24 protein-coding genes and 1 tRNA gene are annotated in these 25,772 nt (G+C 41.6%); 10 read left to right on the forward strand and 15 right to left on the reverse strand.

Going from position 1 to position 25,772, the window contains the following annotated elements:
- Window positions 1–84: 84 nt before the first annotated feature.
- The 3 genes from GV030_RS14075 to GV030_RS14085 form a co-directional block, all read right to left on the reverse strand.
- Entirely contained in the window at window positions 85–801 is a 717-nt protein-coding gene (locus tag GV030_RS14075; RefSeq protein WP_159583093.1) for a hypothetical protein, read from the reverse strand.
- 87 nt (window positions 802–888) lie between these two features.
- Window positions 889–1,593: a hypothetical protein gene (locus tag GV030_RS14080; RefSeq protein ID WP_159583095.1), complete on the reverse strand. Its 705-nt coding sequence runs from the start codon at window positions 1,591–1,593 to the stop codon at window positions 889–891.
- Window positions 1,594–1,602: 9 nt separating this feature from the next.
- The gene (locus GV030_RS14085; RefSeq protein ID WP_159583097.1) at window positions 1,603–1,782 is read right to left on the reverse strand and encodes a hypothetical protein; all 180 of its coding nucleotides are present in this window, start codon (window positions 1,780–1,782) and stop codon (window positions 1,603–1,605) included.
- A 217-nt stretch (window positions 1,783–1,999) separates the two neighbouring features.
- Here GV030_RS14085 and GV030_RS14090 point away from each other — a divergent pair, with 217 nt between their 5' ends.
- On the forward strand, window positions 2,000–3,808 hold the full coding sequence (locus GV030_RS14090; RefSeq protein ID WP_159583099.1) for a glycoside hydrolase family 2 protein: 1,809 nt from the start codon (window positions 2,000–2,002) through the stop codon (window positions 3,806–3,808).
- A 70-nt stretch (window positions 3,809–3,878) separates the two neighbouring features.
- Here GV030_RS14090 and GV030_RS14095 read toward each other — a convergent pair whose 3' ends face one another.
- A complete protein-coding gene (locus tag GV030_RS14095; RefSeq protein ID WP_159583101.1) occupies window positions 3,879–6,752 on the reverse strand; it encodes a hypothetical protein in 2,874 nt (957 codons plus the stop codon).
- A 538-nt stretch (window positions 6,753–7,290) separates the two neighbouring features.
- On the opposite strand from GV030_RS14095, the gene GV030_RS14100 reads away from it, so the two are divergent.
- The 6 genes from GV030_RS14100 (at window position 7,291) to GV030_RS14125 (ending at window position 13,839) form a co-directional block, all read left to right on the forward strand.
- Window positions 7,291–10,389, forward strand: a complete 3,099-nt coding sequence (locus GV030_RS14100) for a carbohydrate-binding protein (RefSeq protein ID WP_185155820.1) — start codon at window positions 7,291–7,293, stop codon at window positions 10,387–10,389.
- A gap of 210 nt (window positions 10,390–10,599) precedes the next feature.
- Complete coding sequence (locus GV030_RS14105; protein ID WP_221413344.1) at window positions 10,600–11,646, forward strand: Gfo/Idh/MocA family oxidoreductase; 1,047 nt, start codon at window positions 10,600–10,602, stop codon at window positions 11,644–11,646.
- Window positions 11,647–11,816: 170 nt separating this feature from the next.
- Window positions 11,817–11,901 (forward strand) — tRNA-Ser (locus tag GV030_RS14110).
- Between the two features lie 495 nt (window positions 11,902–12,396).
- On the forward strand, window positions 12,397–12,615 hold the full coding sequence (locus GV030_RS14115; protein ID WP_159583105.1) for a helix-turn-helix transcriptional regulator: 219 nt from the start codon (window positions 12,397–12,399) through the stop codon (window positions 12,613–12,615).
- Window positions 12,602–12,916 (forward strand): HipA N-terminal domain-containing protein, encoded by a 315-nt coding sequence (locus tag GV030_RS14120; protein ID WP_159583107.1) that lies wholly within the window; start codon window positions 12,602–12,604, stop codon window positions 12,914–12,916. Before GV030_RS14115 ends, GV030_RS14120 begins: the two co-directional genes overlap by 14 nt.
- 128 nt (window positions 12,917–13,044) lie before the next feature.
- A complete protein-coding gene (locus GV030_RS14125; protein WP_255465419.1) occupies window positions 13,045–13,839 on the forward strand; it encodes a HipA domain-containing protein in 795 nt (264 codons plus the stop codon).
- 837 nt (window positions 13,840–14,676) lie between these two features.
- Here the strand turns inward: GV030_RS14125 and GV030_RS14130 are convergent.
- The gene (locus GV030_RS14130; protein ID WP_159583111.1) at window positions 14,677–15,654 is read right to left on the reverse strand and encodes a hypothetical protein; all 978 of its coding nucleotides are present in this window, start codon (window positions 15,652–15,654) and stop codon (window positions 14,677–14,679) included.
- A gap of 251 nt (window positions 15,655–15,905) precedes the next feature.
- On the opposite strand from GV030_RS14130, the gene GV030_RS14135 reads away from it, so the two are divergent.
- The 3 genes from GV030_RS14135 to GV030_RS14145 all read left to right on the forward strand — a co-directional run bounded on the left by GV030_RS14135 (window position 15,906) and on the right by GV030_RS14145 (window position 17,306).
- Window positions 15,906–16,121 carry a helix-turn-helix domain-containing protein gene (locus GV030_RS14135; protein ID WP_159583113.1) on the forward strand — a complete coding sequence of 72 codons (216 nt, stop codon included), beginning with the start codon at window positions 15,906–15,908 and terminating at the stop codon, window positions 16,119–16,121.
- Window positions 16,122–16,132: 11 nt separating this feature from the next.
- Window positions 16,133–16,447: a hypothetical protein gene (locus tag GV030_RS14140; RefSeq protein ID WP_221413345.1), complete on the forward strand. Its 315-nt coding sequence runs from the start codon at window positions 16,133–16,135 to the stop codon at window positions 16,445–16,447.
- A gap of 244 nt (window positions 16,448–16,691) precedes the next feature.
- Window positions 16,692–17,306, forward strand: coding sequence for a hypothetical protein (locus tag GV030_RS14145; RefSeq protein WP_159583117.1), 615 nt, complete (start codon window positions 16,692–16,694; stop codon window positions 17,304–17,306).
- 116 nt (window positions 17,307–17,422) lie between these two features.
- On the opposite strand, the gene GV030_RS14150 is transcribed toward GV030_RS14145, so the two are convergent.
- From GV030_RS14150 to GV030_RS14195, 10 genes are all read right to left on the reverse strand, one after another.
- A complete protein-coding gene (locus GV030_RS14150; protein ID WP_159583119.1) occupies window positions 17,423–18,562 on the reverse strand; it encodes a hypothetical protein in 1,140 nt (379 codons plus the stop codon).
- 263 nt (window positions 18,563–18,825) lie between these two features.
- Window positions 18,826–19,386, reverse strand: a complete 561-nt coding sequence (locus GV030_RS14155; RefSeq protein ID WP_159583121.1) for a hypothetical protein — start codon at window positions 19,384–19,386, stop codon at window positions 18,826–18,828.
- Between the two features lie 135 nt (window positions 19,387–19,521).
- The gene (locus GV030_RS14160; protein WP_159583123.1) at window positions 19,522–19,833 is read right to left on the reverse strand and encodes a helix-turn-helix domain-containing protein; all 312 of its coding nucleotides are present in this window, start codon (window positions 19,831–19,833) and stop codon (window positions 19,522–19,524) included.
- Window positions 19,830–20,177 (reverse strand): type II toxin-antitoxin system RelE/ParE family toxin, encoded by a 348-nt coding sequence (locus GV030_RS14165; RefSeq protein WP_159583125.1) that lies wholly within the window; start codon window positions 20,175–20,177, stop codon window positions 19,830–19,832. Before GV030_RS14165 ends, GV030_RS14160 begins: the two co-directional genes overlap by 4 nt.
- A 62-nt stretch (window positions 20,178–20,239) precedes the next feature.
- Window positions 20,240–20,695: a hypothetical protein gene (locus GV030_RS14170; protein ID WP_159583127.1), complete on the reverse strand. Its 456-nt coding sequence runs from the start codon at window positions 20,693–20,695 to the stop codon at window positions 20,240–20,242.
- Window positions 20,696–21,077: 382 nt separating this feature from the next.
- Window positions 21,078–21,884, reverse strand: coding sequence for a Bpu10I family restriction endonuclease (locus GV030_RS14175; RefSeq protein WP_159583129.1), 807 nt, complete (start codon window positions 21,882–21,884; stop codon window positions 21,078–21,080).
- Between the two features lie 41 nt (window positions 21,885–21,925).
- Complete coding sequence (locus GV030_RS14180; RefSeq protein WP_159583131.1) at window positions 21,926–22,792, reverse strand: Bpu10I family restriction endonuclease; 867 nt, start codon at window positions 22,790–22,792, stop codon at window positions 21,926–21,928.
- Complete coding sequence (locus tag GV030_RS14185; protein WP_159583133.1) at window positions 22,746–23,954, reverse strand: DNA cytosine methyltransferase; 1,209 nt, start codon at window positions 23,952–23,954, stop codon at window positions 22,746–22,748. The genes GV030_RS14180 and GV030_RS14185 overlap by 47 nt, the downstream gene beginning before the upstream one ends.
- Window positions 23,951–25,084, reverse strand: coding sequence for a DNA cytosine methyltransferase (locus GV030_RS14190; RefSeq protein ID WP_159583135.1), 1,134 nt, complete (start codon window positions 25,082–25,084; stop codon window positions 23,951–23,953). Before GV030_RS14190 ends, GV030_RS14185 begins: the two co-directional genes overlap by 4 nt.
- A 5-nt stretch (window positions 25,085–25,089) precedes the next feature.
- Window positions 25,090–25,434 (reverse strand): helix-turn-helix domain-containing protein, encoded by a 345-nt coding sequence (locus GV030_RS14195; RefSeq protein ID WP_159583137.1) that lies wholly within the window; start codon window positions 25,432–25,434, stop codon window positions 25,090–25,092.
- Between the last annotated feature and the right edge of the window lie 338 nt (window positions 25,435–25,772).

Genomic DNA, 25,772 nt, shown 5'->3' on the forward strand with positions numbered 1-25,772 from the left:
GCTGGTTGTTATACTTCGTATTTTTGTTTTAGGGGAGAAGGGGTCATTGACCCCTTTTCTTTTTTTGAGATGGTCGCCGTCCTCCTAGCCGTTGGTCTTTCCAAAGTATACGGTGATCAATTGTCCACTTGTCGCCCTGAGTTCGCCAACAAAATGATCAGGGCTGGACTCAAGAAGTTTAAAAGAAAGTCCGGCGCTCTCCGCTGCGTCTGAGTAGATTGACAGTTGGGTGGCACTGCCAAACCATTGTCCTGTGAAAAAGTCTTCGGTAGATCCTACGCACTTTGTGTTGTTTCGAAAATCCATGTCAAAATTTTTATAAAACTGATATTGATCATCGTTGAAACAGTCGTCATACTGAACCCATTGCTCATTTTGCAATATGAATTTTGGGGACCAAACCTTGCCGCCAACACTGCTTAAATTGCTGTACCAGTTTTCTGTCAGGATTGTTGAAAATTCATTCAATCCCTCCTGAATGACCACAGAAGTTGTTTGATGAATCCAATTGGTGGCACTTCCTTTTTGTATATCCAAATAGTAAATCTGACCGGGGGAGAGATTCTTTAACTGCAGGTACCCTGCGGTGTTGGTCAGGCCGGCAGTTACTGATGAAGTTTCATTTTGAAAGGCGGTCAGAGATTCATAAAGGTAGACTTCAGCGGTGGTAACCTTATTGCCCTGTGCGTCTTCAACGGTTATGATCAATTCAGCGGCGGACATTAACTCTCCTTCATTGCAGGCGGTCAATGAGGCCATCAGGTATAGAAATACGAATGGTTTAATCGCTTGAAGTGTCATGGTATTCCATTAAAGGTATTCCATTTAATGCCATGCTGTTCAAATTTAACCCCAATATTTTCTCCGACAGTTCAGTCGAACTTCACATCAGATACCCATTTTTTCAAACCTGACCAGTAAAAGCTCGCCACCATTAATTCTCAGTTCGCCTAAAAAATAAGCAGGGTCGGACTCCACCAGTTTGAAGGATAGTCCTGTGTCACCTTCAAGATCAGAATAAATGGTTACCTGATTGGCCGTTCCAAACCACTCTCCTGTGTAAAAATCCGGGTCGGAGGCACTGCACTTGGTGTGGTTGCGGTAAGACATCTTGAGGTTTTTCTTAAACAGATACTGATCATCGTTGAAACAGTCATTGTATATGTACCAGACATCATCTATGAATACATATTTTGGAGACCAGGAAATTCCGGCAGCATTGCTCAGGTTGCTGTACCAGTTTTCTGAGATGACCGTTGAGAAGGTATTCATGCCTTCTTCTATATAAGGAGAAGTAATCTGGCTGATCCAGTTGGTTGCATTCACTCGCCTAACATCAATGTAGTACGTCTGTTTTGGTTTAAGCCCATAAAATGTGATCGCACCGGTGGCATCGGTAAGGCCATTGGCAATCGGGGATTCCTGATCCAGGAAACTCGCCAAAGACAAATAAACATTAACCTCAGAGTTTGAGGCGCCATTACCCTCAGCATCAAGTACCGCAATCTCCAGTTGGGTATTGGGGGCCGACTCTTCTTTGTCGCAACCTGACAATATGCCTATGGCAAGAAGAGTGATTAGAAATTGCTTCATTTTGGAGGTTTAATTTTTCTTTTTCTTAAACAGGCTATAGGAAAGAAGGAGCGCTATGGCAAAGGCCATAATCAGGAAATAGTATCGTGGTTCGCCTTTTTGCCAGGTCTTGTAAAAATAAGCGGCACTCAAAGCCATTACCACGGTGACGCCCAGTGTACTCAGATACTTGATGGTTCTCGGATTCATTTTTCAAACTTATGCAATCTGCACATGATCACAAACGATGGATCGTGAAAGAAACCAACTAATCAAAAGGACAAAAATTGACCATTTTGGGACGATTGATGCCCAGATTTGTGAACACCCTAAGTATCTTTAGCCTCCGGATATAACTCACCAAAAGCTGCTTGAGAGCAGTTTTTTTGTGTCCTGTTTTTCTTTTTTGTTTTAAAAACCCTTCGATATGAAAGTTCTCTTTAAGACCTGTATGGCCGCTCTTTGTGGCATTATGTTGCTCAATGTACAAGCACAGAATGAAGCTCCGCTGCTGACCAATATGACAAATCGTGAGGCCATGACCCTGGATGGCAAGTGGCGATACATAGTAGACCCGATGGAAAACGGGTATTATAATTATCGGTACAAGATTAACCCCAATGGCTATTTCAAGGATCAGAAACCCGAAACCGTCAGTGACCTGATCGAATATGATTTTGATAAATCAGGACAGCTCAACGTACCAGGTGACTGGAACACTCAGCGGGAAGATCTGTTCTTTTATGAGGGCACGGTCTGGTACAAAAAGGCCTTTATCTATGAGCCATCAGATCAGCGTGCTTTCCTCTATTTCGGGGCGGTGAATTATGACGCCAAAGTGTACCTGAACGGCGAGAAGATAGGTGAGCACATCGGGGGGTTCACGCCCTTCAATTTTGAGGTAACGAATCTTTTGAAGGCAGGTGAAAACTTTGTGGTGGTGAAAGTGGACAATACACGCAAAAGTGAGAGTATCCCTACCAAAAACAGTGACTGGTACAATTTCGGGGGGATCACCCGCTCGGTAAAGCTGGTGGAAGTACCGAAGACTTTTATCAGGGACTATGCCATACAACTCAAAAAAGGGAGCAAGACCGATGTAGAAGGCTGGGTGCAACTGGACGGAGCGCAATTGACCCAAAAGGTGCAATTGGAAATCCCGGAAGCCAGGGTGAAGCTCACACTGACTCCCGATGCCACTGGTTTGGCCAAAGTAAGTTTCAAAACCAAACTGAGTCTGTGGTCTGACAAAAATCCAAAGCTTTACGAAGTGTCGCTCACATCGGGGGACGACCAGGTGAAGGATCAGATTGGGTTCAGATCGATCGAAACCCGTGGCAATGACATTCTGCTGAACGGGGAGCCGGTATTTCTGAAAGGGATCTCCATCCATGAAGTGGCGGCCTTCACAGGTGGTAGGGTGATTGCTCCGGAGCAGTGTCTAACCTTGCTCAATTGGGCCCGTAATCTGGGTTGCAACTTTGTGCGATTGGCGCACTACCCACACAATGAAGACATGGTGCGGCTGGCGGATCAAATGGGGATCATGGTGTGGTCGGAGATACCCGTCTACTGGACCATAGACTGGGAAAATCAGTCGGTGTTTGACAATGCTCAGAACCAGCTACGGGAGATGATCACCAGAGATAAAAACAGAGCCGCGGTGATCATGTGGTCTGTGGCCAATGAGACACCCATTAGCGACCCGCGCACAGATTTTCTGAAGCGACTGGTTGTTTCTGCCCGTGGTTATGACAACACGCGCCTGTTGACAGGTGCTTTGGAGCCGCACTCTGAGGGCGGCTATCGTGTGATCGATGATGCCCTGGGTGAATCTTTAGATGTCATCGGGATCAACAACTATTGTGGCTGGTACGGTGGCACGCCAGCGTCATGTGCCGGTGTAGAGTGGAAAATGATCTATGACAAGCCTTTGGTCATCAGTGAATTTGGCGGAGGCGCCTTGCAAGGGCTGCACGGCCTGCCAGAGGAACGCTGGACAGAGGAGTATCAGGAGGACGTATACAAATACAATATAGAGATGCTTAAGAATATCCCGTTTCTGCGCGGAACCACTCCCTGGATTTTGATGGACTTTTACTCTGCCAGGAGACCTCTGCCAGACATTCAGGATTTCTTTAACAGAAAGGGACTGATCTCAGATCAGGGAGTCAAGAAGAAGGCGTTTTTTGTGTTGAAGAAGTATTATTCCGAAAAACCCATTCAACTGGACTGAGTTAATGGCCATTTGGCCAAATGGACCTGCAACCATACAGGAGTCTAAAGGATTGGGCTGGTATGTCATGTTATCCTTCCTGGTTGGCATCTGCCAACTTATCCAGAAAGGACGCCATGTTCTCGTCATGGTCAATACTCAGGCGTTTCCTGATGCGGTATCGGGCCGTTTCTACACCTCTTATGGAGATGTTTAATATGGGGGCGATATCCTTGTTGGTCAGGTTCATTCTTACCAAAGCACACAGTCGGAGTTCTTTCGGTGATAAATCCGGAAAGTTGGCCTTCAATTCATCAAAGAAGTCTTTGTGGACCCGCTCAAAGTTGGTTTCAAAGACCTTAAGGTATTCTTCATCATTGAGGTGCATGTTGATGCTCCGGACGATCTCCCTGATGGACGTGCGGTTGGCCTCTGTGCGAGCGGATTTCTTGAGGTCTTTGAGCGCTTCTTTGATGTTTGTGATCAGTTCTCGCTTTTTGGCCAGCAGCATGGTGTAGTTCGTCAGTTCTTTACTTTTGTCCACCACATCTTGTTCCAGCATTTGCTTTTCCAACTCTATTTTTTCTTTTTCACTTGCCAGTTTTATTCGCTCCAGCTCCAGCTCCAGCAAGTTTCTTTTCTCTTGTTCCTCTTGTTGTGTGAGTGTTTTTTCCCGACTGATTTTCGCTTTTATAAGTTTTCTAAAGCTCAAAAGGACCAAGCCCCCCATACAGGCGTAGGCCAGGTAGGCCCAGTTGGTTTTATACCAGACAGGCATTATTCTGAAAGCGTATTTGGCGATAGTGCCTGTTTCACCAAGGAGGCTTCTGGAGCCCACCTCGAAAGTGTATTTCCCGGGATTAAGTTGTTCGTACTGTTTAACAGGTTGAGCATCCCATTCAGACCAGGCCTGCGAAAGTCGATAGCGAAACTGCACGGTCTCAGGATCAGACATCCCGGGTACGGCATACTCAAAAGTGATGTCACTCACGTTGTTTGGCAGGGATATAGGTTCTGCGGCGTTGAGTATGGCTTCTTTTATTTCTGACCCTACGCGAAAGGTGACTTTGGTGAGCACTGTCTGATTTTCGGTTTGTCTCAGGGCATTCAGGTCATAGGCAAACAGACCTTCAGTGGTTCCGATCAACACACTTTGGTGCATTGGGTAAATGCATTCAAGGCCACGGTTAAAGCTTCCTTTAAGTTCGAGAAAAGGGTCAAGTTGCAGTCCGCCAGACCCGTCCCCTTCAAAATAACCCAGCATATCGTCCAGTACAAACCACGTCTTGTTCCCAGCTTCTATGATTTTACGCACATTCTTTTCTTGCCCAAATGCTTGATTGAGGGGTGTAAATGGCTCGAATAGGTCTGTACTTTCATTGAACTGGAAGATGCCATGATTGGTGGTAAATACCGTCTTGCCTTGCCATTTGAATACGTTAATATTGAATGGACTCGGAAGTCCTTTTTCACGAAAATGCTCCAGAGCCAGTACCCGGGTGAAACTTTTGTCCAACTTTAACCGATAGATTCCCTTATATCCATGACAAACCCAGAAAACACCCTCGCCTTCTGCCTGTAAGATGTCCCTGCCTGATTCATTGAAACCAGCTATTTTTTGATTGAGTACAAAGCCTTCACCGTCAGAATACTCCATTAGAATCAGTCCGTCATAGGTGCAAACCAGGTATTTATTCTGTTGCTGAGCGATTTTGATGATCTTCCAAACACCCGTGATGTTGCCAATGCGGGTGATCCCTGTTTCGGAGATTTCGAACAATCCCCGGTCGTGCCCGCAGAGTACTTTGCCCTCAAACGATTGAAGGGACCAGGCCTGACCCTCCAGTAGATGCGTCATGTTGAGAGGTTTTCGGTTTTCACTGACTGTTGACTTAAATACGCCTTGATTAGTGGCCATATACAGGGTGTTCCTGTTGATCTCTACGTCAAAAACAGACGCTTCCTCAAAAAGAATGGTGGATGCCGATGAGGTATTTAAAAGGTCAAGCCCGTTGTTGAGGAGGGCCCAGACATTTCCTTTCCGGGTTTCGAACAGTTTCAGTACTGTGTTGTCTTGAAGGGCCCAGTAATCTTTACCTGATTCAAGGAGATTGAGGTTTTTATCAAGAGAGATTATCTGGTCGTTGAGGGTTCCGAAGTAGTAAATCTCGTTTTTGGATTTTATGCCAGTAATCAGCTGGTATTCGGACTGGCCACCGACTAATGAAAACATGCGGGTCAACTTATGACCTGAGAAAGAAAACAGGGTTCCTTTTTTTGTGGTAATGAGCATCTCATGGTCATTTCTGCCAGGGAGTATCGATGATATTTCACTACCATCTAACTCCTCCTGAGTCACTAAAGTGGAAAAGTTGATGCTGCTGAGTTCCAATACCTTCAGGCCATCTGCATCGGCGATTAACAACTGACCGTTCACCACATTGGAATAGTAGGCGTACTCCGTGGGGATCACACGGATTTGATTGTTTTTAAGTGCCAAAAGCTTATTATAGGTTCTGAAAATAACAGAGCCCTGGTATTCACAGATATCCCAAACATTTTCTATGTTTTGATCTTCCTGCCGCAGTAGGTCTAAGAGTGATTCAAATTGGTAGTTGCCAAAGCCATCTTTGCTCACTGCACCAAACTGCCCAAATCCTCCCATGTACACTGTGCCATTTTGGGCAAAATGCAGACTTCTGGTAGAGGAGTTGTTTGGAAACGTAATGTTTTGCCATCGGGTACCATCAAATATGAGGGTACCATCATTGTTGCCAAAATAAAGGACGCCGAGCGAATCCTCGCAGGCGGCCCAGAATTGAGTGTCCCCATGAAAATCTCCGCGATCATAGTGCCTTATTCTTGGCTTGCCTAATATCTGTATTTCACTGGGTGCTGCTGGTTGTGCCTGAGGAATCTGAGCAATCAGCATCCCTGAAAAAATAAGAGAAATCACCTTTTTCATTCGGTCTAAAATAATCAATCCGATCTTGGGTTTTAGGTCACGTATGTTTTTAGAAAATCGACAATTGGTGGCGGTAGTAGTGATGGGTTTTTACCATTATTTAAAAATACACCTACTTCAGGTATTATTTGTTGAAATATTCATTGCACGAAGTGGAAGCAGGTCTATGAGGAGGGTTAATAGAACCCCAAGCGGGCGATTCTCTCAGGCCTTCACAGCAGAAAGTGGCGGATAATATGCTTTCTGTTCGTATTTAATTATTTGATAATCAGCACGATAAACGAATTGGCGTAAGGTTGGCGAAAGTCATCCAGGGAACTGATGTAACCAAAGTGTACCCTGTTTTTGGATTTTGGGGTGAGGTGGTGACTAGGTTTGAGTTTGAGGAATTTGCATTTTAACCAGCGACAAATTGCTAATACTTTAAAATATGAATCAATAATTAAGCAATTATTTCTGTTTTAAAAAAAGCAAGTGGATCGGCGGGCAAATGTACATTCTTCAGATAATCTGTTTCTCAACCTTCAACGTAATAACTATGAACTATTCTAAATTCTTCAAAATCGCCTCGCTTGTATGGGGCTTGATGCTGATGCCACTGCTGATGAACGCCCAGTCAGTGGATGTCTGGCTGACCAAAGGAGATCAGTCTGTGAAGCTCCAGCAGCAATCTTCCCTGACTTTTGGGAGCAATGGTAATGTGCCCAATACGATCACTGTCAATGATGCAAATACTTATCAGAGTATTACTGGTTTTGGGTTTGCGCTTACTCAGGGAAGTGCCGAGGCCCTTAGCCAGCTCAATACCAGCACCAGAACTGCACTTCTCAATGAGCTCTTCAATCCGGCCTCTGGCAATGCGATATCGATCGTGAGAATTAGTATTGGTGCCTCAGACCTGAGCAATTCTGTCTATTCATACAATGAAACTTCCGGAGATGTGAATATGAATAATTTCAGTTTGGCTGGCCCGGATCAGACCTATCTGATCCCAATTCTGCAAGATATTCTGACCATCAACCCCAACATCAAAGTGCTGGCTACCCCATGGACAGCACCGACCTGGATGAAGACGAACAATACCTGGATTGGCGGAAGCCTGAATGCCAGCTATTACGCGGCCTATGCAACCTATTTTGTGAAGTACCTTGATGCCATGTCCGCCCTGGGGATAGACATCTGGGCCATTACTCCCCAAAATGAGCCTGAAAACCCGTTCAATGAACCAAGCATGCTCATGAACTCCACGGAGCAGAAAAATTTTATAAACAATAACCTGGGGCCAGCCATCGCCAGCTCCGGTCACGCTACTAAGATCATTGCTTTTGATCACAACTGCGACAATACGGCTTATCCGATAGATGTACTCAACAACAGCAGCTATGTTGACGGAGCGGCTTTTCACCTTTATGGAGGGAATATTTCGGCCATGTCTACAGTGAAGAATCAGACGGGTAAAAACGTGTACTTCACTGAGCAGTTTACCAGCACCAATGGTAATTTTTCGGGTGATTTAGGGTGGCACATGCAGAATGTGGTGATTGGGTCTATGCGCAACTGGTCAAAATCTGTGATAGAGTGGAACCTTGCCACAAACTCCAGCTACGGGCCTAAAACGCCAGGGGGATGCTCAGAATGCCTTGGGGCAGTTACTGTCAATAGCAGTAGCAGCATTACCCGAAATGTATCCTACTACATCATTAGTCAGGTTTCTAAATTTGTACAGCCCGGTGCCGTAAGAATAGAGTCTAATACCACAGCTTCCATATCCAATGTAGCTTTTTCGAATCCTGATGGCTCCAAGGTAGTATTGGCATACAATTCCTCAGGGGGTGCTCAAAACGTGAAGGTGGTGTTCGGTGGTCAATCATTTGTTTATAGTCTGCCGGGATCATCAGCAGCTACATTTGTGTGGTCAGGAGAAACCAATCCACCCACCATTCCCTCTGCTCCCAGTGGATTGAATGCTGGCGCGCAATCTTCCAGCAGCATAGCCCTTAGCTGGAGTGATAATTCTAACAATGAAGTAAATTTTGAGGTACAGCGATCACCCACGGGATCCGGCAGTTGGGTGCAGGTGGCCACTCCTGGCGCCAATACCACCGGCTATACCAACACTGGGCTTAGCGCATCTACTACCTACTATTATCGGGTTCGTGCATCTAACAGTGCGGGCAATTCGGCCTGGTCTAACACCAGCAGTGCCACCACTCACAATCAGCCGACCATCAACCCTTTCAATACTGTGGAGGCTGAAAGTTACACCAGTCAGAGTGGCACACAACTTGAAACCACCAGTGACACTGGTGGAGGACAAAATGTGGGTTATGCTGATGCCAACGACTACCTGCAGTATAGTAATGTGGATTTTGGTAGTGGGGCGAGTAGCCTGGAAGCCCGTATAGCCTCCAATGCCAGCTTTACAGGAACCATTGAGTTTAGACTGGGTAGCACTGGTGGTGCGTTGATTGCTACTGTATCTGTTGGAAACACTGGCGGTTGGCAATCATGGGTTACTCGAACGGTAAGTGTATCCGGAGCTTCTGGTGTCCAAAATCTTTATTTGGTTTTCAAAGGGGGCAACGGAATAGGCAACCTGAATTGGTTCAAATTCGGAGCCGGGCCCACCATACCCCAGGCACCCAGTGGATTGAGTGCCAGTGCTCAGTCTTCTAGTAGCATAGCCCTCAGCTGGACTGACAATTCTGGCAATGAAGTAAATTTCGAAGTGCAGAGATCGCCAAGTGGATCGGGTAGTTGGGTGCAGATAGCTACCCCCGGTGCGGATGCTACTACTTATACCAGCTCTGGCCTGAGTGCTTCCACTACCTACTATTACCGTGTTCGGGCTTCCAATAGCGCCGGCAGCTCTGCCTGGTCCAATACGGCCAATGCAACCACTCAGGGCACTTCAGGAGGAGGTATAGTCTCCGGAGGTACCTATAAGATCACCAATAAGGCCAGTGGAAAGGTGGTGGATGTCTCCGGCGTATCTACATCGAATGGTGCTCGCATCCACCAATGGGATTGGGCCAATGGTAACAATCAAAAATGGGTAGTTGAGAGCGTTGGATCCGGTCTCTATAAACTCACTGCGGTGCATAGCGGCAAAGTGTTGGATGTGGTGGATGCCTCCAATGCCAATGGAAAGGAAATTCAGCAATGGGACTATTTTGGTAGCGCCAATCAGCAATGGCAAATTCAGGATGCCGGCAGCGGCTATTTCAAAATCATAGCATCGCACAGCAATAAGGTGCTGGAAGTGCCTGGATCAAGCACCTCCAACGGAACTAAGCTTGTGCAGTCTAATTCTGGCAGTGGAGATCATCAGTTATGGAGCTTTGAAAACCTAAGCGGTGCACGCCTGGGAGAAGTATCTGATGAGCAGCAACTGACACCATCATTCTCCATTTATCCTAATCCAGTGCAGAATGGGATGTTTACCGTATCATTGCCTCAGGTGGAAGGAGCCGTTTCTCTTAAGCTGACCGATCTGTCAGGCAGAGCCATAGGTATTTGGAGTGCGCAATCACCAGAGATAAAAATTACCCTTCCTGCGGGAGTAAAGCGTGGCTTGTATCTACTGGAGATCGAAGGCCCCTCGATCCGCACTGTCAAAAAAGTACATATCCAATAGTTTTAATCTGACAAGGTCAGGTAGAGTTGGATACAAAAGAGCCCGGAGCACTGTAAAGCACAGCGTCTCCGGGCTTTCTGGTTTATCGATGCAAAGATTCCCTTTCAATTTAGCGTGTGGGGCAACCTGTTAATGGCGTTTTGTAAAAAACCGAATGAGTAACCCTGCTGAAAGATTTCAGGAATGGATTGTATGTTTTAAACTTGTAGCATGACTAACATCAACGCAGCCCTACTTTCGTTTGGCATGTCCGGCAAGGTTTTTCACGCGCCTTTTCTTCACCTGCATCCCGGGTTTACCTTGCTGGGTTCGTGGGAGCGAAGCACGAAGGCCATTGCAGACCAGTATCCAGGCACGCACAGTTATGACAGTTTGGAAGCTGTTCTGGCAGATGATCGTATAGAGCTGGTGGTGGTGAATACACCCACTTATACCCATTACGAATATGCCAAAGCAGCCCTGAATGCCGGGAAGCATGTGATCGTGGAGAAGGCTTTTGTAGGGTGCACTGCAGAGGCCGTGGAGCTACAGGCACTTGCCCGGGCGCAGGGCCTGAAGCTGGCCGTATTTCAGAATCGCCGGTGGGACAGTGACTTCAAGACAGTGCAGAACGTGGTACGGCAGGGTTTGCTGGGAGACATTGTGGAAGCCAGTATTGACTTTGCACGGTATACCCCCCAACTCAGTCCCAAAACTCACAAGGAAAAACCAAGTGCGGGAGCAGGAATCATTAAGGATTTGGGTGCACATGTGATTGATCAGGCATTGTGCCTGTTTGGAATGCCCCGATCCGTTTTTGCCGATATTGCCACTACTCGAGTGGATTCTCAGGTAGACGACTACTTCGATATATTATTGAAATACGACAAAATGCGTGTCCATGTGAAGGGCGGCTATTTTTTCCGGGAGCCCACTCCTTCGTTCGCTTTTTTCGGTACGAAAGGAACGTTTTTGAAATCAAGGGCTGATGTACAGGAAGATCAGCTGAAGGCCGGCATGAAACCCAATGATCCGCAGTATGGAGTGGAGCCCGATACGGAGCAGGGGCTGCTACATACGGAGGTGGAGGGCAAGGTGATCCGTGAGAACATTCAGACCCTCCCGGGGGATTACAAGGAATACTATGAGGCGGTCTACCAGTCACTAACCAGCGATCTGCCCGAGCCCGTCACCGCACAGGATGGGGTGAATGTGATGCGTATCATCGACGCAGCCTTCGAGAGTGCTGAACAGGGGAAAGTGATAGATTTGGTATGAGGAGAAGGCAATTTTGCCTGATTAAAATAAAATTATATCGGACACTTGTCTAATTCATTAGATACACTATTTTTGCGTTCCAATTTCGCGGACAAGATCGTGATGAATAAGGTCTTGAAAACGAATTTTGGTAACGCAGCATCCTGTTTGGGTGTAGACCAATATTACACAGAGGAGTGGCAGAGTGGTCGAATGCGGCGGTCTTGAAAACCGTTGTACCGCGAGGTACCGGGGGTTCGAATCCCTCCTCCTCTGCTTTTAAGGAGTCAAATCCTACCAAAACCCTTCATACGAAATGTATGGAGGGTTTTTTCTTTTGCAGCCTACCCAAAATATTCAACTTTTCCTATATCATTGGTAACCGAATCACTTTTAACTCAGTGAGTAAGTCAAAACAAAGGTTCTTCAACGTGTAGGTGATTAGCTAATTCAAGCGCGTGAAATTATATACACTCTCATATAAATTGAAAGATAACGGCTATAATAAAATGCGTTTGGTTGAAGAGCCTTTTTTCAAATCAAATGTGCTTCCACCATCAAAAAACAAGAAGTAGATATAAACATCAAAGTTGATCCTGGTTCTTCATGGAGTAAGGAGTTATCGGTAACCAGTTATCAGGTTGGGCATAAACACCAATAGTCACCTATATATACCCTTTAGGGTATATTAGCATAAGAATATATTTTTTTATACCATTAAGGGTATAATTACTATAAATTCATATATTTACACCCGTAAGGGTATAGAGAATGAAACAAACACCATTAGCGCAGTTCATCAAGGAGAAAAGAAAGCAAGCACGAATGAAACAAGAAGATCTTTCATTTGCTGCAGGGGTTGGTTTGAGATTCGTTCGAGAACTGGAGCAAGGAAAACCAACCTTGAGAATGGATAAGATTAATCAAGTTTTAAACCTTTTTGGATATGAATTAGGGCCTATAGAAGCCAGCAGAGATGAGAAAAGCTAAAGTATTTTATCAGGACCAATGGGCCGGGACACTGACTGAAGATGACGAAGGGTATCATTTTCAATATGAATCTGAATACTTTGCTAAGAAAGGTGAGCCAATCAGTTTAACATTACCTCTGCAAGAAAAGGCATATCAATCAAATATTTTATTTCCGTTTTTTGATGGTCTGATCCCAGAAGGGTGGATTTTGGATATTGTTCAAAAGAGCTGGAAGGTGAATGAAAAGGATAGGATGGGAATTCTTCTCGTCGCATGTAAAGATTGCATTGGAGCTGTATCAATTGAACCACTAGTATGACATGTTTATACTGCTATAGGGACTCAGAAGGTGATTTTCACACAAATTGCAGTAAGAAAATATTTGGTCTCCCAAAGCCACCGAATGTACCGTATACAGAAGAAGATCTTCTTAATCTGGCGGAACAAATGATCAGGGGGAAATCTACCATTACAGGTGTTCAGCCGAAATTGTCATTGCATATTGAAAAACCTGATAATGAATCCGCGAAATTGACAATCGTTGGTTTGTGGGGGCAATTTATATTAAAACCTCCGTCATCAAAGTGGAATGAACTACCCCAAATAGAAGACTTGACGATGCATCTCGCCGAGATTTCAAATATTCGAACCGCAGAGCATTCCTTGGTTCGCTTGGGTTCAGGTGAACTTGCATACATAACCAAAAGAATGGATAGAAGAGATGGAAACAAGCAGCATATGGAAGATATGTGTCAATTGCTTGGGCGTCTTACGGAGGATAAATATAAATCATCACATGAACAGATAGCCAAGGAAATAAAACGGAGTAGTATTAATCCAGGACTTGATTTGGTGAGGTTTTACGAGTTGACATTGTTCAGTTTCCTCACTGGGAATGCAGACATGCATTTGAAGAACTTTTCATTGCTAAAGAACAACTATGGTCATTATGAATTAGCTCCGGCATATGATTTAGTTGCTTCGGCCTTGGTGGTTGAAGGTGATGATGAAGAACTTGCTCTGACCTTATGTGGGAAAAAGAAGAGGTTAAAGAAATCAGATTTTTTTAGCGCAATGACTACTTCCGGAATACCGGATAAGGCTGCAGAGAATATTCTCAATAAATATTCTAAACTTTCGAATAGGTGGTTGGCCTTTGTTAATCAATCCTTTTTGTCAAAAGAAATGATGGAGCAGTATTCCCAGTTAATCACAAAAAAGCGCGATCAGCTTTTCGGATAGCGAATACTACGGTGGGTAGAAAGCACTGCCATATCCCAGCGGCAGATATCACGGTCGAGTTGCACTGAAATCAGCCAGAAAGCACTAAGACATATGCCCGATCAGCGTCTGTTAGGCGGATGTTTTCTCCGTTTTTCCGAATAAACGTTTCATTAAGTTCGGTCGTCTACCAAGATGTTCGAGGTTCAGTTGCTCTAGGAAATCACGAAAGTTTGAGTAATAGTGTTCGTGGAGAGTTAGCAAGGGTTCCCCTGTTAGTCCGATCAATGAGATGGTGTAGCCATTGAAAAAACCGTCTTTAAATCCTGCGATTTCTGTGAGTTCAATTGTTCGTTCAGTTCTGGTTACTATGTTCCTGCAATTGAGTTGCTTGTTGGTAAGTTCAACCGAAATAAGCTGAGTTAGAATTCTCGACCATAGCCAGACAATTGTTAATAGGAAAAGAGTTCCGAAGTATGCCATCCATGGCCAATTATTCCAAGCGTTCGGGTTGACTCCTTTAATGAACAGATATGGAATTGCCAAGGAAAATATGCCTATCAGCAATAGAAAAGAAAACTGTCCGAATATCTTGAATTGTAATTTCATCTGCGCGAATTCCGCCTAACGCCCAGATATGGCGCTGTGGCCTCCGAGCTTTTTTAACTTCGATAAAAGTAGCTTATCTGCCGGTGCATTCAAAGTATCAGACTCGCACTGCGCCATACAGATAAAAAACTCCCACGAACAAAAGCTGGTAGAAAGCACTTCAGGTTCCTGGCGGTAGATAAGTGGGATGTCTAGCAAACTCTTGGCAGATAGCTAAGTAAGGGCATGCGCCATCATCGTCTGTTATGTTTATTTTAATCTTTGAATTAGTTTCTCAGAGAACGTATTTCTTATCCTGTTCAGTAGTTCATGAACCATCGTTCCTTTGGCATAAATGTGCACGGTGATTTCGGGATGTGGTAAATGCGGAAATAGGTTGCCCTGTTTCTGTTCTAGATGAATGTAACTACTATTTGGGTCATTGTACTTGTTCGCATTGATCATTTGTTCAAGCCTTGGCACGGATTCACCGTAAAACATATTCATTTTCACAAAATCATCCTTAGATTCAAACTCTTTCCATAATTCATCATTGGTCAATCCCCAAACCTTTTGGATTTTGTTTACCGAAATGAACACTTCGATGATACGGTGATGATTTTCTGTTTGTGGTGGATTTGGCCATCCCGTTAGTTCTTCTTGGCAGAGTTCTATCAGTTCCTGGTCTTTGCTTTCATGAGAGGCATTAAGTATTTCAGAGATTACTTTAGACAAAGGTGTGTTTTCCTCATGCAAATGTGGTAGAATTTCATTGTAAGAAAGTCTGTTTTTTATCTCGATCGGGTTTGTAATATTTTGAATGACCTCAGCATATTGATTTCCTTCCACAACGTTAGAGTTAGAGAAAATCTTAGTTGTTATATTGAGTTTGTCGATAAGTTGCTGGATAAGAAAGTCCGGGTATTCGTACTCCTTTTCGGCCTTCCCTTCATGTTCAGATTTCATTTTAATCAAGCGTTCAACAGAGTATGATTGAATATCTGAATCAATCACTGTATGATGGGTGGGGCATAGTAAAATAAGGTTCTCAAAAGCGTGGCGGTCAGGATCAGATTGTGATTCATCGAATCTGGGGCCATCTGAATTTTGCGCTTTGATATGGCAAATTTCACCAAGTACTTTTCCTGAAACTTGATCGATTATACTTGTTGTACACTTTGGAAAAGCACATTCGTTACTTGATACAGCGAAAAGTCTTTTAATCGTGGATTGTTTTGGATTTGCCATTAGCACCAATTAAACATAACGCTCAGCTAAGCACAGTCGGCTCAGCCTTTCAAATATCTCAAAAGTATCTGATCCAGATGCCCTTTGCAAACAACTAAGTTAGCCGATTGGGCTTAGCGCCTGTTAGAGACAGTTTGTGAAAAAAGATGATATGACTTGGTTTATTTTGATATATAATCACTAGTTTTGAGATGTCTTGACATGTCACATAATGTCACATTTTATATTGATTTGCGTATACTAGTTTGGATATGAAGTTGCAGGAAAGTAAATTGACTGAAGTTTGCAAGAAAGAAGGTATTAGAAAGACTCAGTTAGCAAAAGAGGCTGAAGTGTCAACACGTTCGGTTAATAGAGCTGAAAAAACTGAAAAAGTACCCGAAGAGGTTACGTTGTACAAAATATTGAGAGGTTTGAATAAATTGGCAACCCGACAGTATGAATTTGATGAAGTATTTATCAAATAGATAATGAGTTTTTGTGTAAATTTGCGGTTCTTTTTGATAAAGTGATGAGTCCTATTCAAGCTTTTGTGATTGGTAGTGTTGGTGGATTTATAGGATATCTCCTGATTCTAAAAAGAAATTTTTCATTAATTGGTAAGGCTGGGAAGAAATCCAAGAAGGAAATGGTGTTGTCTCACTATTTGTTGTTTGGGTTACTTGTTTCCGTTTTATCTGGAGGTTTTTATACCATGTGGGTTATCGGCCCTATTGATGAAAAGCAAGCGTTTTTAAGCGGACTAACTGCAGAAGGGTTTTTAATCGGATATATAAAGACTAGAAATAAATAAAAGTAAGATGACTTCTAAGAGATCACTTTTAACAGATTTTCTAACATTTATTGGCTTTATTCAACTCGACAGATCTGATATTGATCAGACGAGGAAAAGAATGGGTTATCCTAAATCTTATTTAAATACTCATACCACGTATGAAAAAGATAAGATTAGGAAACAAGCCAAAAAGATGATTGAACTTGTGGACTAAAACTACAGTCCATATAAGAACCAATTCAAGTCTCAACTTAGCATTCAGATGAATGACAAAAATGTAATTGAGCTTTTTGAAATATTTAAAGAATATTTCCCAAAGTTCAAGTCAGCTTCAAACTATGTAGAAGAACATGATAGAATAACTCCTCAACAGGCATTTATTGAGGGTAGGGACATTTTATCCCATATTTATGATATTTCTATCAGTCTGGATAATGATGAGAAGCTGAAAGAAAACATCATAGAGATTAAAGAACATTTTCGACGAGGTGTCGCAGAATCATATCAGGAGCATTATGAATATATTGCGGCAGATGTGTATCAAGATTATAGTACTTATAAGAAAAGGTTAAGGCCATTTGAGAAGCTTTTGAGATTATATAAAATACATAAGCCGATCCACGAAGAGGTTCGTGGTAGAATCAAGCAATCTCAAGATTTATGGATTAAGGGTCGTAGTTTGAAAACAAAAGATTTGAACTCCGATAAATTCGATGAGTCGATTAATCTTTTTATTCAAGCAAACGACACTATTGAACCTTTAAGTGAATTGGTTAACGAACTTTGGAATAATTTCTACCAACGATCAACTTATGTTGGCTTGACTTTAGTTGCTCTTATAATTACTTCGGTATTCCTTCTTAATTATTGTCTCTAACGTCCAGATATGGCATGTGCCTCTAGACTATTTTAATATCTACAATCTAGCGGATTTGTGGATCAGTTTCAAGTAACTACTTATAGGCATATGCTATATTGTTTGTTACCACTCTTTCACTTGTTTTTGGATGGGCTAATTGGTTTAGTGCAATCAAGTCCAATTATCTGATATTTATAATCGTCTCGTTCAATTTCAATATGGCCGATTAGTTCCTCGATATTGACATGGCTAGTTGGTTTATTGTAGCCGCTCTCAGACTTATACCACAGAATTAAATAGATGCCATATTGAGTTTCTTCACCAATCATGTATTCTGTAAGTTGAGTATTAATAGCTGTTAGAATGTCTTGATGATGCGCTTTTTTGATTTCTAGGCAAATTGTGAAGTTCAAATAGGAAAATGTAATGTCAATTTTTCCATTTGCGACAGAGTTCTCCCTAACTATTCTTATTCCGAGTTCATCACAATACGGTTTTAGGATACTTTTTATGTAAGGCTGAATTTCGTTCTCTTTTTTTGGTTGGGTCTGGCATGGCTCATCTCTCCAGAAAACTCGATAACCTTCTAAATAACGGATATTATGTGAAAGTCGCTCCTTTATCAATTTTACAATGAAGTCATGAAGTTGGTCAGCAGATTTGAATTCAACTTGACTTTCCTTCGATTCGGTGAATTTTTCCCATTTCTGAACTTCAACATCTAAAAATGCAGTTAAAGTTTCATATAGCTTTTTATCCCATAGTTTAACGTTTTGTTTAAGACTAAAAAGTGTGTTGTTCAAGTAATTGAGCTTTGCTTCCTTATCGGGAAGTTCTTTCAAGTGCTCTTGAATATTCTTTTGATGCGTGAATAGTAATCCCTGCCGCGAAATTTCAATTAGATACTTAAGGTTAGCATCCATTTTGGCAGAGTTGAAAATTGATTCAAAATGCTCTGCGTCATTCGGGTTGAGAGAATATACATTTAAGGTTTGGATGTCCGCAATTGCTCGTTCAATCCCTTCGCTAGCGACAATGTATTTACCATTATCATTTGTTTTAATCTGTTGGATTTCCCAAGTGAGTCGTTCTACTGTTGTTCTGTTAAGTTCTTCGGTTTGGTTGCCTGGAGTGAATGGGGAAAATCTCTCAAATTTCGGATGCTTGTATACAGAATAAGCCTTAGTAAGTATTATACCAATTTCACTAAGCGTTCTGTTTTGTGGTTCGAAGTTCGAACTTATTGATGTATAGATTTCTCCGAAAGATTTCATGCAGATCTGTGCAGGTATGAGTGGTAACGCTTAGATATGGCGCTGTGGCCTCCGAGCTTATTTAATTGCGATAAAAGTAGCTTATCTGCCGGTGCATTCAAAGTATCAGATGGGTACTGCGTCATGAAGATTAAAAACTCCCACGAGCAGAAGTTTATAGAAAGCAAAGTGGTTTCCGGGCGGCAGATAAGCGGGATGTTTTTGTAGGCTCTTGGCAGAATGCTAAGTAAGGCCATGCGCCATCATCGTATGTTGTACACCGTTTAGTTCAATTTTACACCATGAGTATTTTCAAATTCAACGTTTTTTTCAACCCATTCCAAAAGTTTGTTTTTGCGAATCAACTTCCCATAGTTTTCCATGGTCTTCGATTTCTGTTGTGGATTCAGTTTAATGTAGGACTCGTACATGGTATTGATTCCTGCTACTTGAATTTCATACTCCGTTCCATCGTAATCCTTATCTTGGTTCATTAGCATATGTAGCGCAACACCAAAGTGATATGTCGTGAATAGCTCTTTTCCGTAAGTTGCTTTTTCTTCGATTAGTCCCATTACCACGGCCTGATGAAGGTACATATGTAGGTATGGACAACCGTTCAACCACTTACTTACGAAGTTGTCTGCTTCCAGTCTTGAGCTTTTGTTAATTCTGTATCTGTCCTTTGTTAGGCTTTGTAAGAGCTCAATAACAGTTTCTTCCAAAGGTTTGTAATCCTCAGCGGTTTTTAAACTGCTTGGGTCTGGGACATTAAGATTGATTGTCTGTGCATTGGTTAGATTGCCTAGTAAAAGTAAGAAGCAAAAAGCCGCTATGTATTTCATAATTATAGAGTATGGTGTACAACGCCTAACTAAAATGAGTATGCGCCCCAGTTGCTAGAAGCACTGAAGTTTCTGTTTCTCATTGGTGTGCCAAATCTCAGTTCGCATATTCATTTTAGTGTTTGTTACCCACAGTTAAGCTATATTCAGTTCGTTGTTTAGAAGTTCAACTTTGAAGTTGACTTTTGCTTTCAAAGCTTCGAAAACCTTCAGAATGGTTTCAATTGTTACGTTTTTGGCGTTGTTCTCAAGTTTCGAAATCTGTGATTTCCTTACACCAATGAGCTCTCCAAGTTGCTCTTGAGTTAAGTGACGTTCCTTGCGAGCAGTCTTGATCATATCTCCAATGAGTTCGAGTTTAAGCTCAAATTCAAATTGATCTCTTCGAGGCGTTCCGACCTTTCCGATTAGTAAATCCTGTGCTTCGTCTAAACTGTATGTCTTCATCTTCCTTTCTTTTTGCGTTCAAAATATTCAATTCTGATTTGTTCGGCTTTTTCAATTTCCTGAGGACTTACTTTGTCGGTTTTCTTTACAAAACCATGAGTCCCACAAACCAGAGTCATTTCATTATTTTCCTTATCCCAAAAAGCAAGAATTCGGTATTGAAGTCCTGCGTATTTAGTTCGGAATTCCCAAATATTCTGATTTAGCTTTTTGAAAAGTTTGGGATCATTAAGTATCTGAGACTTACGGATATTGTAAAATATCTTGTCCTGAACTTTATCATTTTGGCTCTTGATGAATTCGAAAGCCTCGTCCAATAATTTGATCTCAAACTTTTTCTCCACTAAATCGACATTAATTAATACATGACAAAGTTAGAAAAAGTTGCAATAAAAGGAAACTTTTGTTAGTGTTTCATGTCAGAATTCTTTTCAACAATTGATGAAAGTTCCTTGACTGTTGGATGCGTTGAGAAGATCGCTTCAAGACTGAAGTATGGCATAAATAGGAAAGATTTATTCAGGGGTTCATCGGTTCTAAATGTTAGCCAAATTCGTTGAGCGTTAATGAAGTGTCCAGTTGAAACCTCGATTAAATCTGAAATTGATAGTTCCTCCGTTCGCCGAAAGTTAGATATGTAAAAGTTCCGTTCATCCATTTTTACGCTGTTGAGCCTCATGAATAGTAGGTAGAAAACAAATCCTAATATTCCGGTTCCAAATAGTCCTGCTATTCCACCCGTTGGTGTGCCAGAAATGAACCCAAAAAGAGCCATTAAAAGCAAGAGACCCAAGAAAATTGTTGGCATGATAAACTTTACGTAGAAAGTTAAGCCGGATGAAAGTTGCTTCTTATTGCTCATTCTGCGTTGTGAGAATTGTGGGTAACGATCAGATATGGCGAGTGGCCATACCCTTTGTAAACACCTCTAAAGTAGTGAAACTGCCCAACCCCCACAACAGTATCCACAATGCACTGCGTTCTGAAAGTCATAGGCCAGAAAGATGGAAATGGCTAGAAGCATAAAAGCCAGCAGAATGGGCAGATTCACGGTCGGATTGCACAGAAGTATCAAGTAGGCAGTTTGGTCATTCGCTATATCGTCTGTTAGGTTTTCGTGTTTTTCTCCGTCTAGTTTCTCCGTTCCTGTTAGTTCGTTCGTCCGGTGCGGAGGGACCAGCCATACTCTTTGGCAGGTTTTGGTTGCGGGTCGATTCGTGCGACCTGACAATGTGTATGGATGGTTAGGGGCGGTTTATGACTTTCCCGGTTTCGAGTGCCTTATCTGGTGACCACCAAATGCTATTCAAATGACCTTTGACTTTATCAAAAAAATCGATTATCAATAACTCGTCAATTGGATGGGGTGATTTCTTCTCGGCTTTATATTTGAGCCTGTCAGCATTAGAAGCTTTACAGAGAATGTATATTTCATTGATATCACTGAGTTCAGGTTGTTCATCCTTAAGTTTCATGTATTCTGCGGCAACAATATAAATGCAATAAGGCATTGCACTTTTCAGCCTTCTGGCGGTTCCAGCACAGGAATCGAGCATATTCCGTTCAATGTAGGTCTTACACTCAACTGCTAGAGCAGGAATAATTATGGATTCTTTATAAGTTTTTTCTGTACTTGTAATTTGAAGGTCCAGTTTAACGCCCAGTACAAAATCCTGATCTTTTGTGTGAATGTAAGGATTCGGAGAAACGAAAATATCCTTAAATGAAGAGGGGGAAAATGTTAGGTCAACATAGCTATTCGCTTTACCAATGAATAGATTGGTTGGAATTGTCTCCAATGACTTCTCGATTAGATCAGAAAACAAATGACAAAAGAATTCTTCAAGCATTGATGATCTAATATTTTCCTGACCCGAGTTCGCTCTACTTTCAATTATCAGAAGGGTATCATTTCGATAAGAATTAAAGCTTGAAACAAGTTTTGAAATGTTTTCATTGGAATCAATTTTGAAAGATGAAATGTCTTCTAGGAATTTTAAATATCGAGAATACACGTCTGCTATTTCTGAGTCTATTTCACTCTTTTTCATTAGTAAATTTCCATGAACAAATTGATCTCGATTCTTCATAGTTAATTGATCAGGCGACCCGTTGATAATCTTTCTTTTAAGTTGGATGGTGTGACAACATTTGAATTTAGAAATTCATGAATGTCATTGATGTGTGATTCAAAAAGACCAAGATCAACATTGTTGATGCCTTTTGGATTCTTTCTTACCACACTTCTCTTTTGTTTTCTCAGAATAATAATTTCATCTATAGCTGTTCCGGCATAATTCTGTTTTTCATATGCAAAATCAGCTAACTCTGAAACCAAATAGAATTTACAAAGCGGAAATGTTCTTTTAAGTCGTTCAACAGAATATTCAACGCCTGATATCATGTTCTTGTCCAAATTAGTTTTGACTTCTAAGGCAACAATTGGAATACTAAAATCCAAGGCTTCACCGCCTATTGTTACGTCAAGTTTTTTGACAATTGCTACATCAACTCTTTTTGGTTTAAAAGTGATGCTAGAGTCATTATAGGGTAAAAATGATAAGTCTATAATTATGTCTTTTTGAGTAGTTATTTCCAAGTCCGAATGGGCACTTTGAATAATCTTCGAATAGGAGAGGTAAAGAAGTTCTGGCAGCAGAGATGAAAGAAAATCTGATTGATGACTGAACTTTTTGTTTTCAGGTGCCTTCAGAAATGCATAATAATTTTCAAAAATGGAAAGAGATTGTTTCAACCACTCGGTTTGGTCGGTTGTGGTTATGTTATTTATTCCATTAAGAAAGTTCAAATAAGCATCAGCAATACTTGAAAGTACAACGCTCTGTTTCCCAGAGAGCAGTTTTGTTTTCAAGTTACTTCCATGTGGAAGATTAGGGTCAATATCGTTTAATCTATCCAATTGCTGTTTGTAAAGATTCTTGCTTTTTGGATTGCTCAAATGACTCAATAATTGATTTACCAATTGCTTGAGCAAGTAATGGGGGGACTGAATTACCTATCTGATTGTATTGTGATAATCCTATTTCATCTTCTCTCCCTTCTCGAATCAAGAGTTTTTTACTCATGAGTGTTCTTGGCCCTTTGAAAATGAAATGATCAGGGAAAGATTGCAACCTAGCTCCCTCTCGTGCAGTTAAATTTCTATTTAATACGGGATGTACGAAAGTGGATTGAAATGATGCTGTAATACATTGGCTGATGTTTTTAGGATCTAGCCTTTGATTATTCATTTTAAATCTTGGCTTCAAGTCAAGGGAATTACCATTTCTAACTCTTTGACCATGTTCAAATGGAACATCCAAAAGCGAACCACCTTGAGGAATATGCTTAAATCGTTCGATCAACCTTGGTGTATGTTTCATTGATACATGATTAAAAATGCCCGGTGAGTTCAGTCTCATTTTCTTTTGATAATCACTCAGTTCAACTTCACGGTACTCCAGGAGTTCGGGGGAGTCTTCAAAGCCCTGATTGACATCAATGAATGGTAAATCGTAGATTGCTTCTTCTACTTTCACATAAGAATCTAAAGCGAAACCATGCGTTGGCTCAATTCGCGGAAATTGGAGATCAGCTTTGTTATGGATTCCTATAATGAAAACTCTGGTTCTGGACTGAGGAATTCCGTAATCAGGCGCGTAAGCGACTTTTATTTTAACAGAATAATCAAGGTCTTTTAATTTCTTCTTGACGACATCAACTACTAAATCCTTTGATGGCAATTTACCATTGAGAAAATTTTTCACATTTTCCATTATAACCATTTTAGGTTTAAGAACTGAAATGGCTCTAATGAATTCCAGAACTAGATCATTACGATCGTCCAGAATGCCATATTGAGATGGGCCTGCAACCGAGAATCCCTGACATGGAGGACCTCCAACAATCAAATCCACACCACTAAAATGAGACTTGAGTGTTTTGTTCGACAATTCTCGGATGTCAGTTTCCATCAGACTTACTTCAGGAAAGTTATTTCTAAATGTTTCTGCAGCAAATCGATCAATTTCATTTGCTCCAATTGTCGTAATTCCTGAGTTCTTTAAACCCAGAGTAAAACCGCCAGCTCCAGCGAAAAGATCAAGACTTGAAATGTTCATTCAATTGATTTTAATAATAGTTTACCAATAGATTTAGCAACGATTGGAGAAACAGCATTGCCGACCTGATTGAATTGGTCTAAATGCATGTCTTCAAAAATCCCTTTCTTTTTTAATAATTTTTTGCTCAACGTAGTTCTCTTACCCATAAATTGATAGGTGTCTGGAAAGCCCTGTATTCTGGCTGCTTCTCTAACAGTTAGGTTACGATGTTGGTAAGGATGAATAAAGCTTGAATAGAATGATGCTGTTATAGTTTTGCATGGCTTATTGGGATCAAGCCTTCGATGATTTTGATGATAAATGTTGGTTGACAGAACTTCAACTTCCCCTCTTCTTCGGTTTCTATGTTCGATAGGCACGTCCTGAGTATTGCCATTAACAGGTATTAATTTGAATCTTTCAATCATTCTTGCAGTATGCCTCATAGGCTCGTGATTATACACCATTTTGGAGGTGCTTCTCATCGATTCCTGATATGAATTGATAGGAGATTTATTGTATTCTATGCTGTCAATCCCAACTTTTGGAACTGGAAGATCAGAAATTGCATCATCAATAGTGAGAACCTTTTGCGATGGGTTGTTTAGACTTTCGATGAAATTAGGGCTGATGGTTTTTTTTGACCCTACCATAAAAAACCTGATCCTCTCTTGGGGAACTCCCAAATTTTTAGCGTTGATCAGACCGTATGAAATGCTATAGCCTAGTTTTTCAAGTCTTGAAATAAAATCGGCAAGCAGAAGACTACCGTCAGCCAATTTAAACTTCATGATTTCTTTCACATTCTCAACTACAAAGAATTGTGGTTTCAAAATTTCAACGGTTCGACAGTACTGAGTGTAGAGTTGGTTTCTTGGGTCAGACTTTTGTCTTCGATTGCTGGCAGCAATGGAAAACCCTTGGCAAGGGGGGCCACCAACAATTAAGTCAACCCCTTTAAACTGTTTTATGTCGTTCTCAGATAATAATGAAATGTCTGATCTAATTACCTTGATACCAGGATGATTTAATTCATATGTATCAGATGCCCAATCATCAATTTCAACAGCACCAACTGGATTTAATCCTGCCATTGACAAGCCTAAAGAGGCACCTCCTGCACCCGCAAATAAATCGATATAGTTCATGCTCATCATTCGTTCTTCCCTTTTTCAAAGGATAGACTTCCTTGGTGTTCTTTCTTTGTTTTAAAGTATTTGGCCTTTTCTTCAGCTAGCTTGAGCACCTCTTGTGGTTCCTCTTGAGAATATATTATTTCAGCCACCATTTCACTGAAGAATTCCTTTTCTAGTCTTTTAATATCCAATTTGAAAGTTTCAGCAAGTTTGGGCAAGATGAATCTTGGAATGTTCCTCTTGCCATTTTCAATTTTGGACAAAGTTGATTGATCGATATCGAGTGCTGCGGCAAGCTTTGTTAAAGTCATGCCAGACTCAATTCTCAATTTATGGATATACTCACCAATTGTTTCCTTCATTGTCTTGACAAAATCACCTTGACAAATTTGTCAAGAAATAATCAGAAATACTAACACTTGAGATTTTAACTAATTATTGAATCGGGATGTGGGAGATTTTAGCTCTTTTGGTTTTTTCGGGGTTTGTGTTGCGGTGGCAAAAACCAAATGTGCTAAAATGTGCGATGGGTCTGCGTCACGGCATGAAACCTAACGACAAGCTAAAATCCGTAGGCTGGACATTTGTAAATATCGGTAAAGAATCCAAACCCACAAACCCTAGCAAGTACCTCAGTAAGCCTATGGATTTTAGCATTTGTTAGGTTTTCGTGCATATTTCTACGTCCTGTTTCTACGTT

Source organism: Marinoscillum sp. 108 (assembly GCF_902506655.1).
Classification (GTDB): Bacteria; Bacteroidota; Bacteroidia; order Cytophagales; family Cyclobacteriaceae; genus Marinoscillum; species Marinoscillum luteum.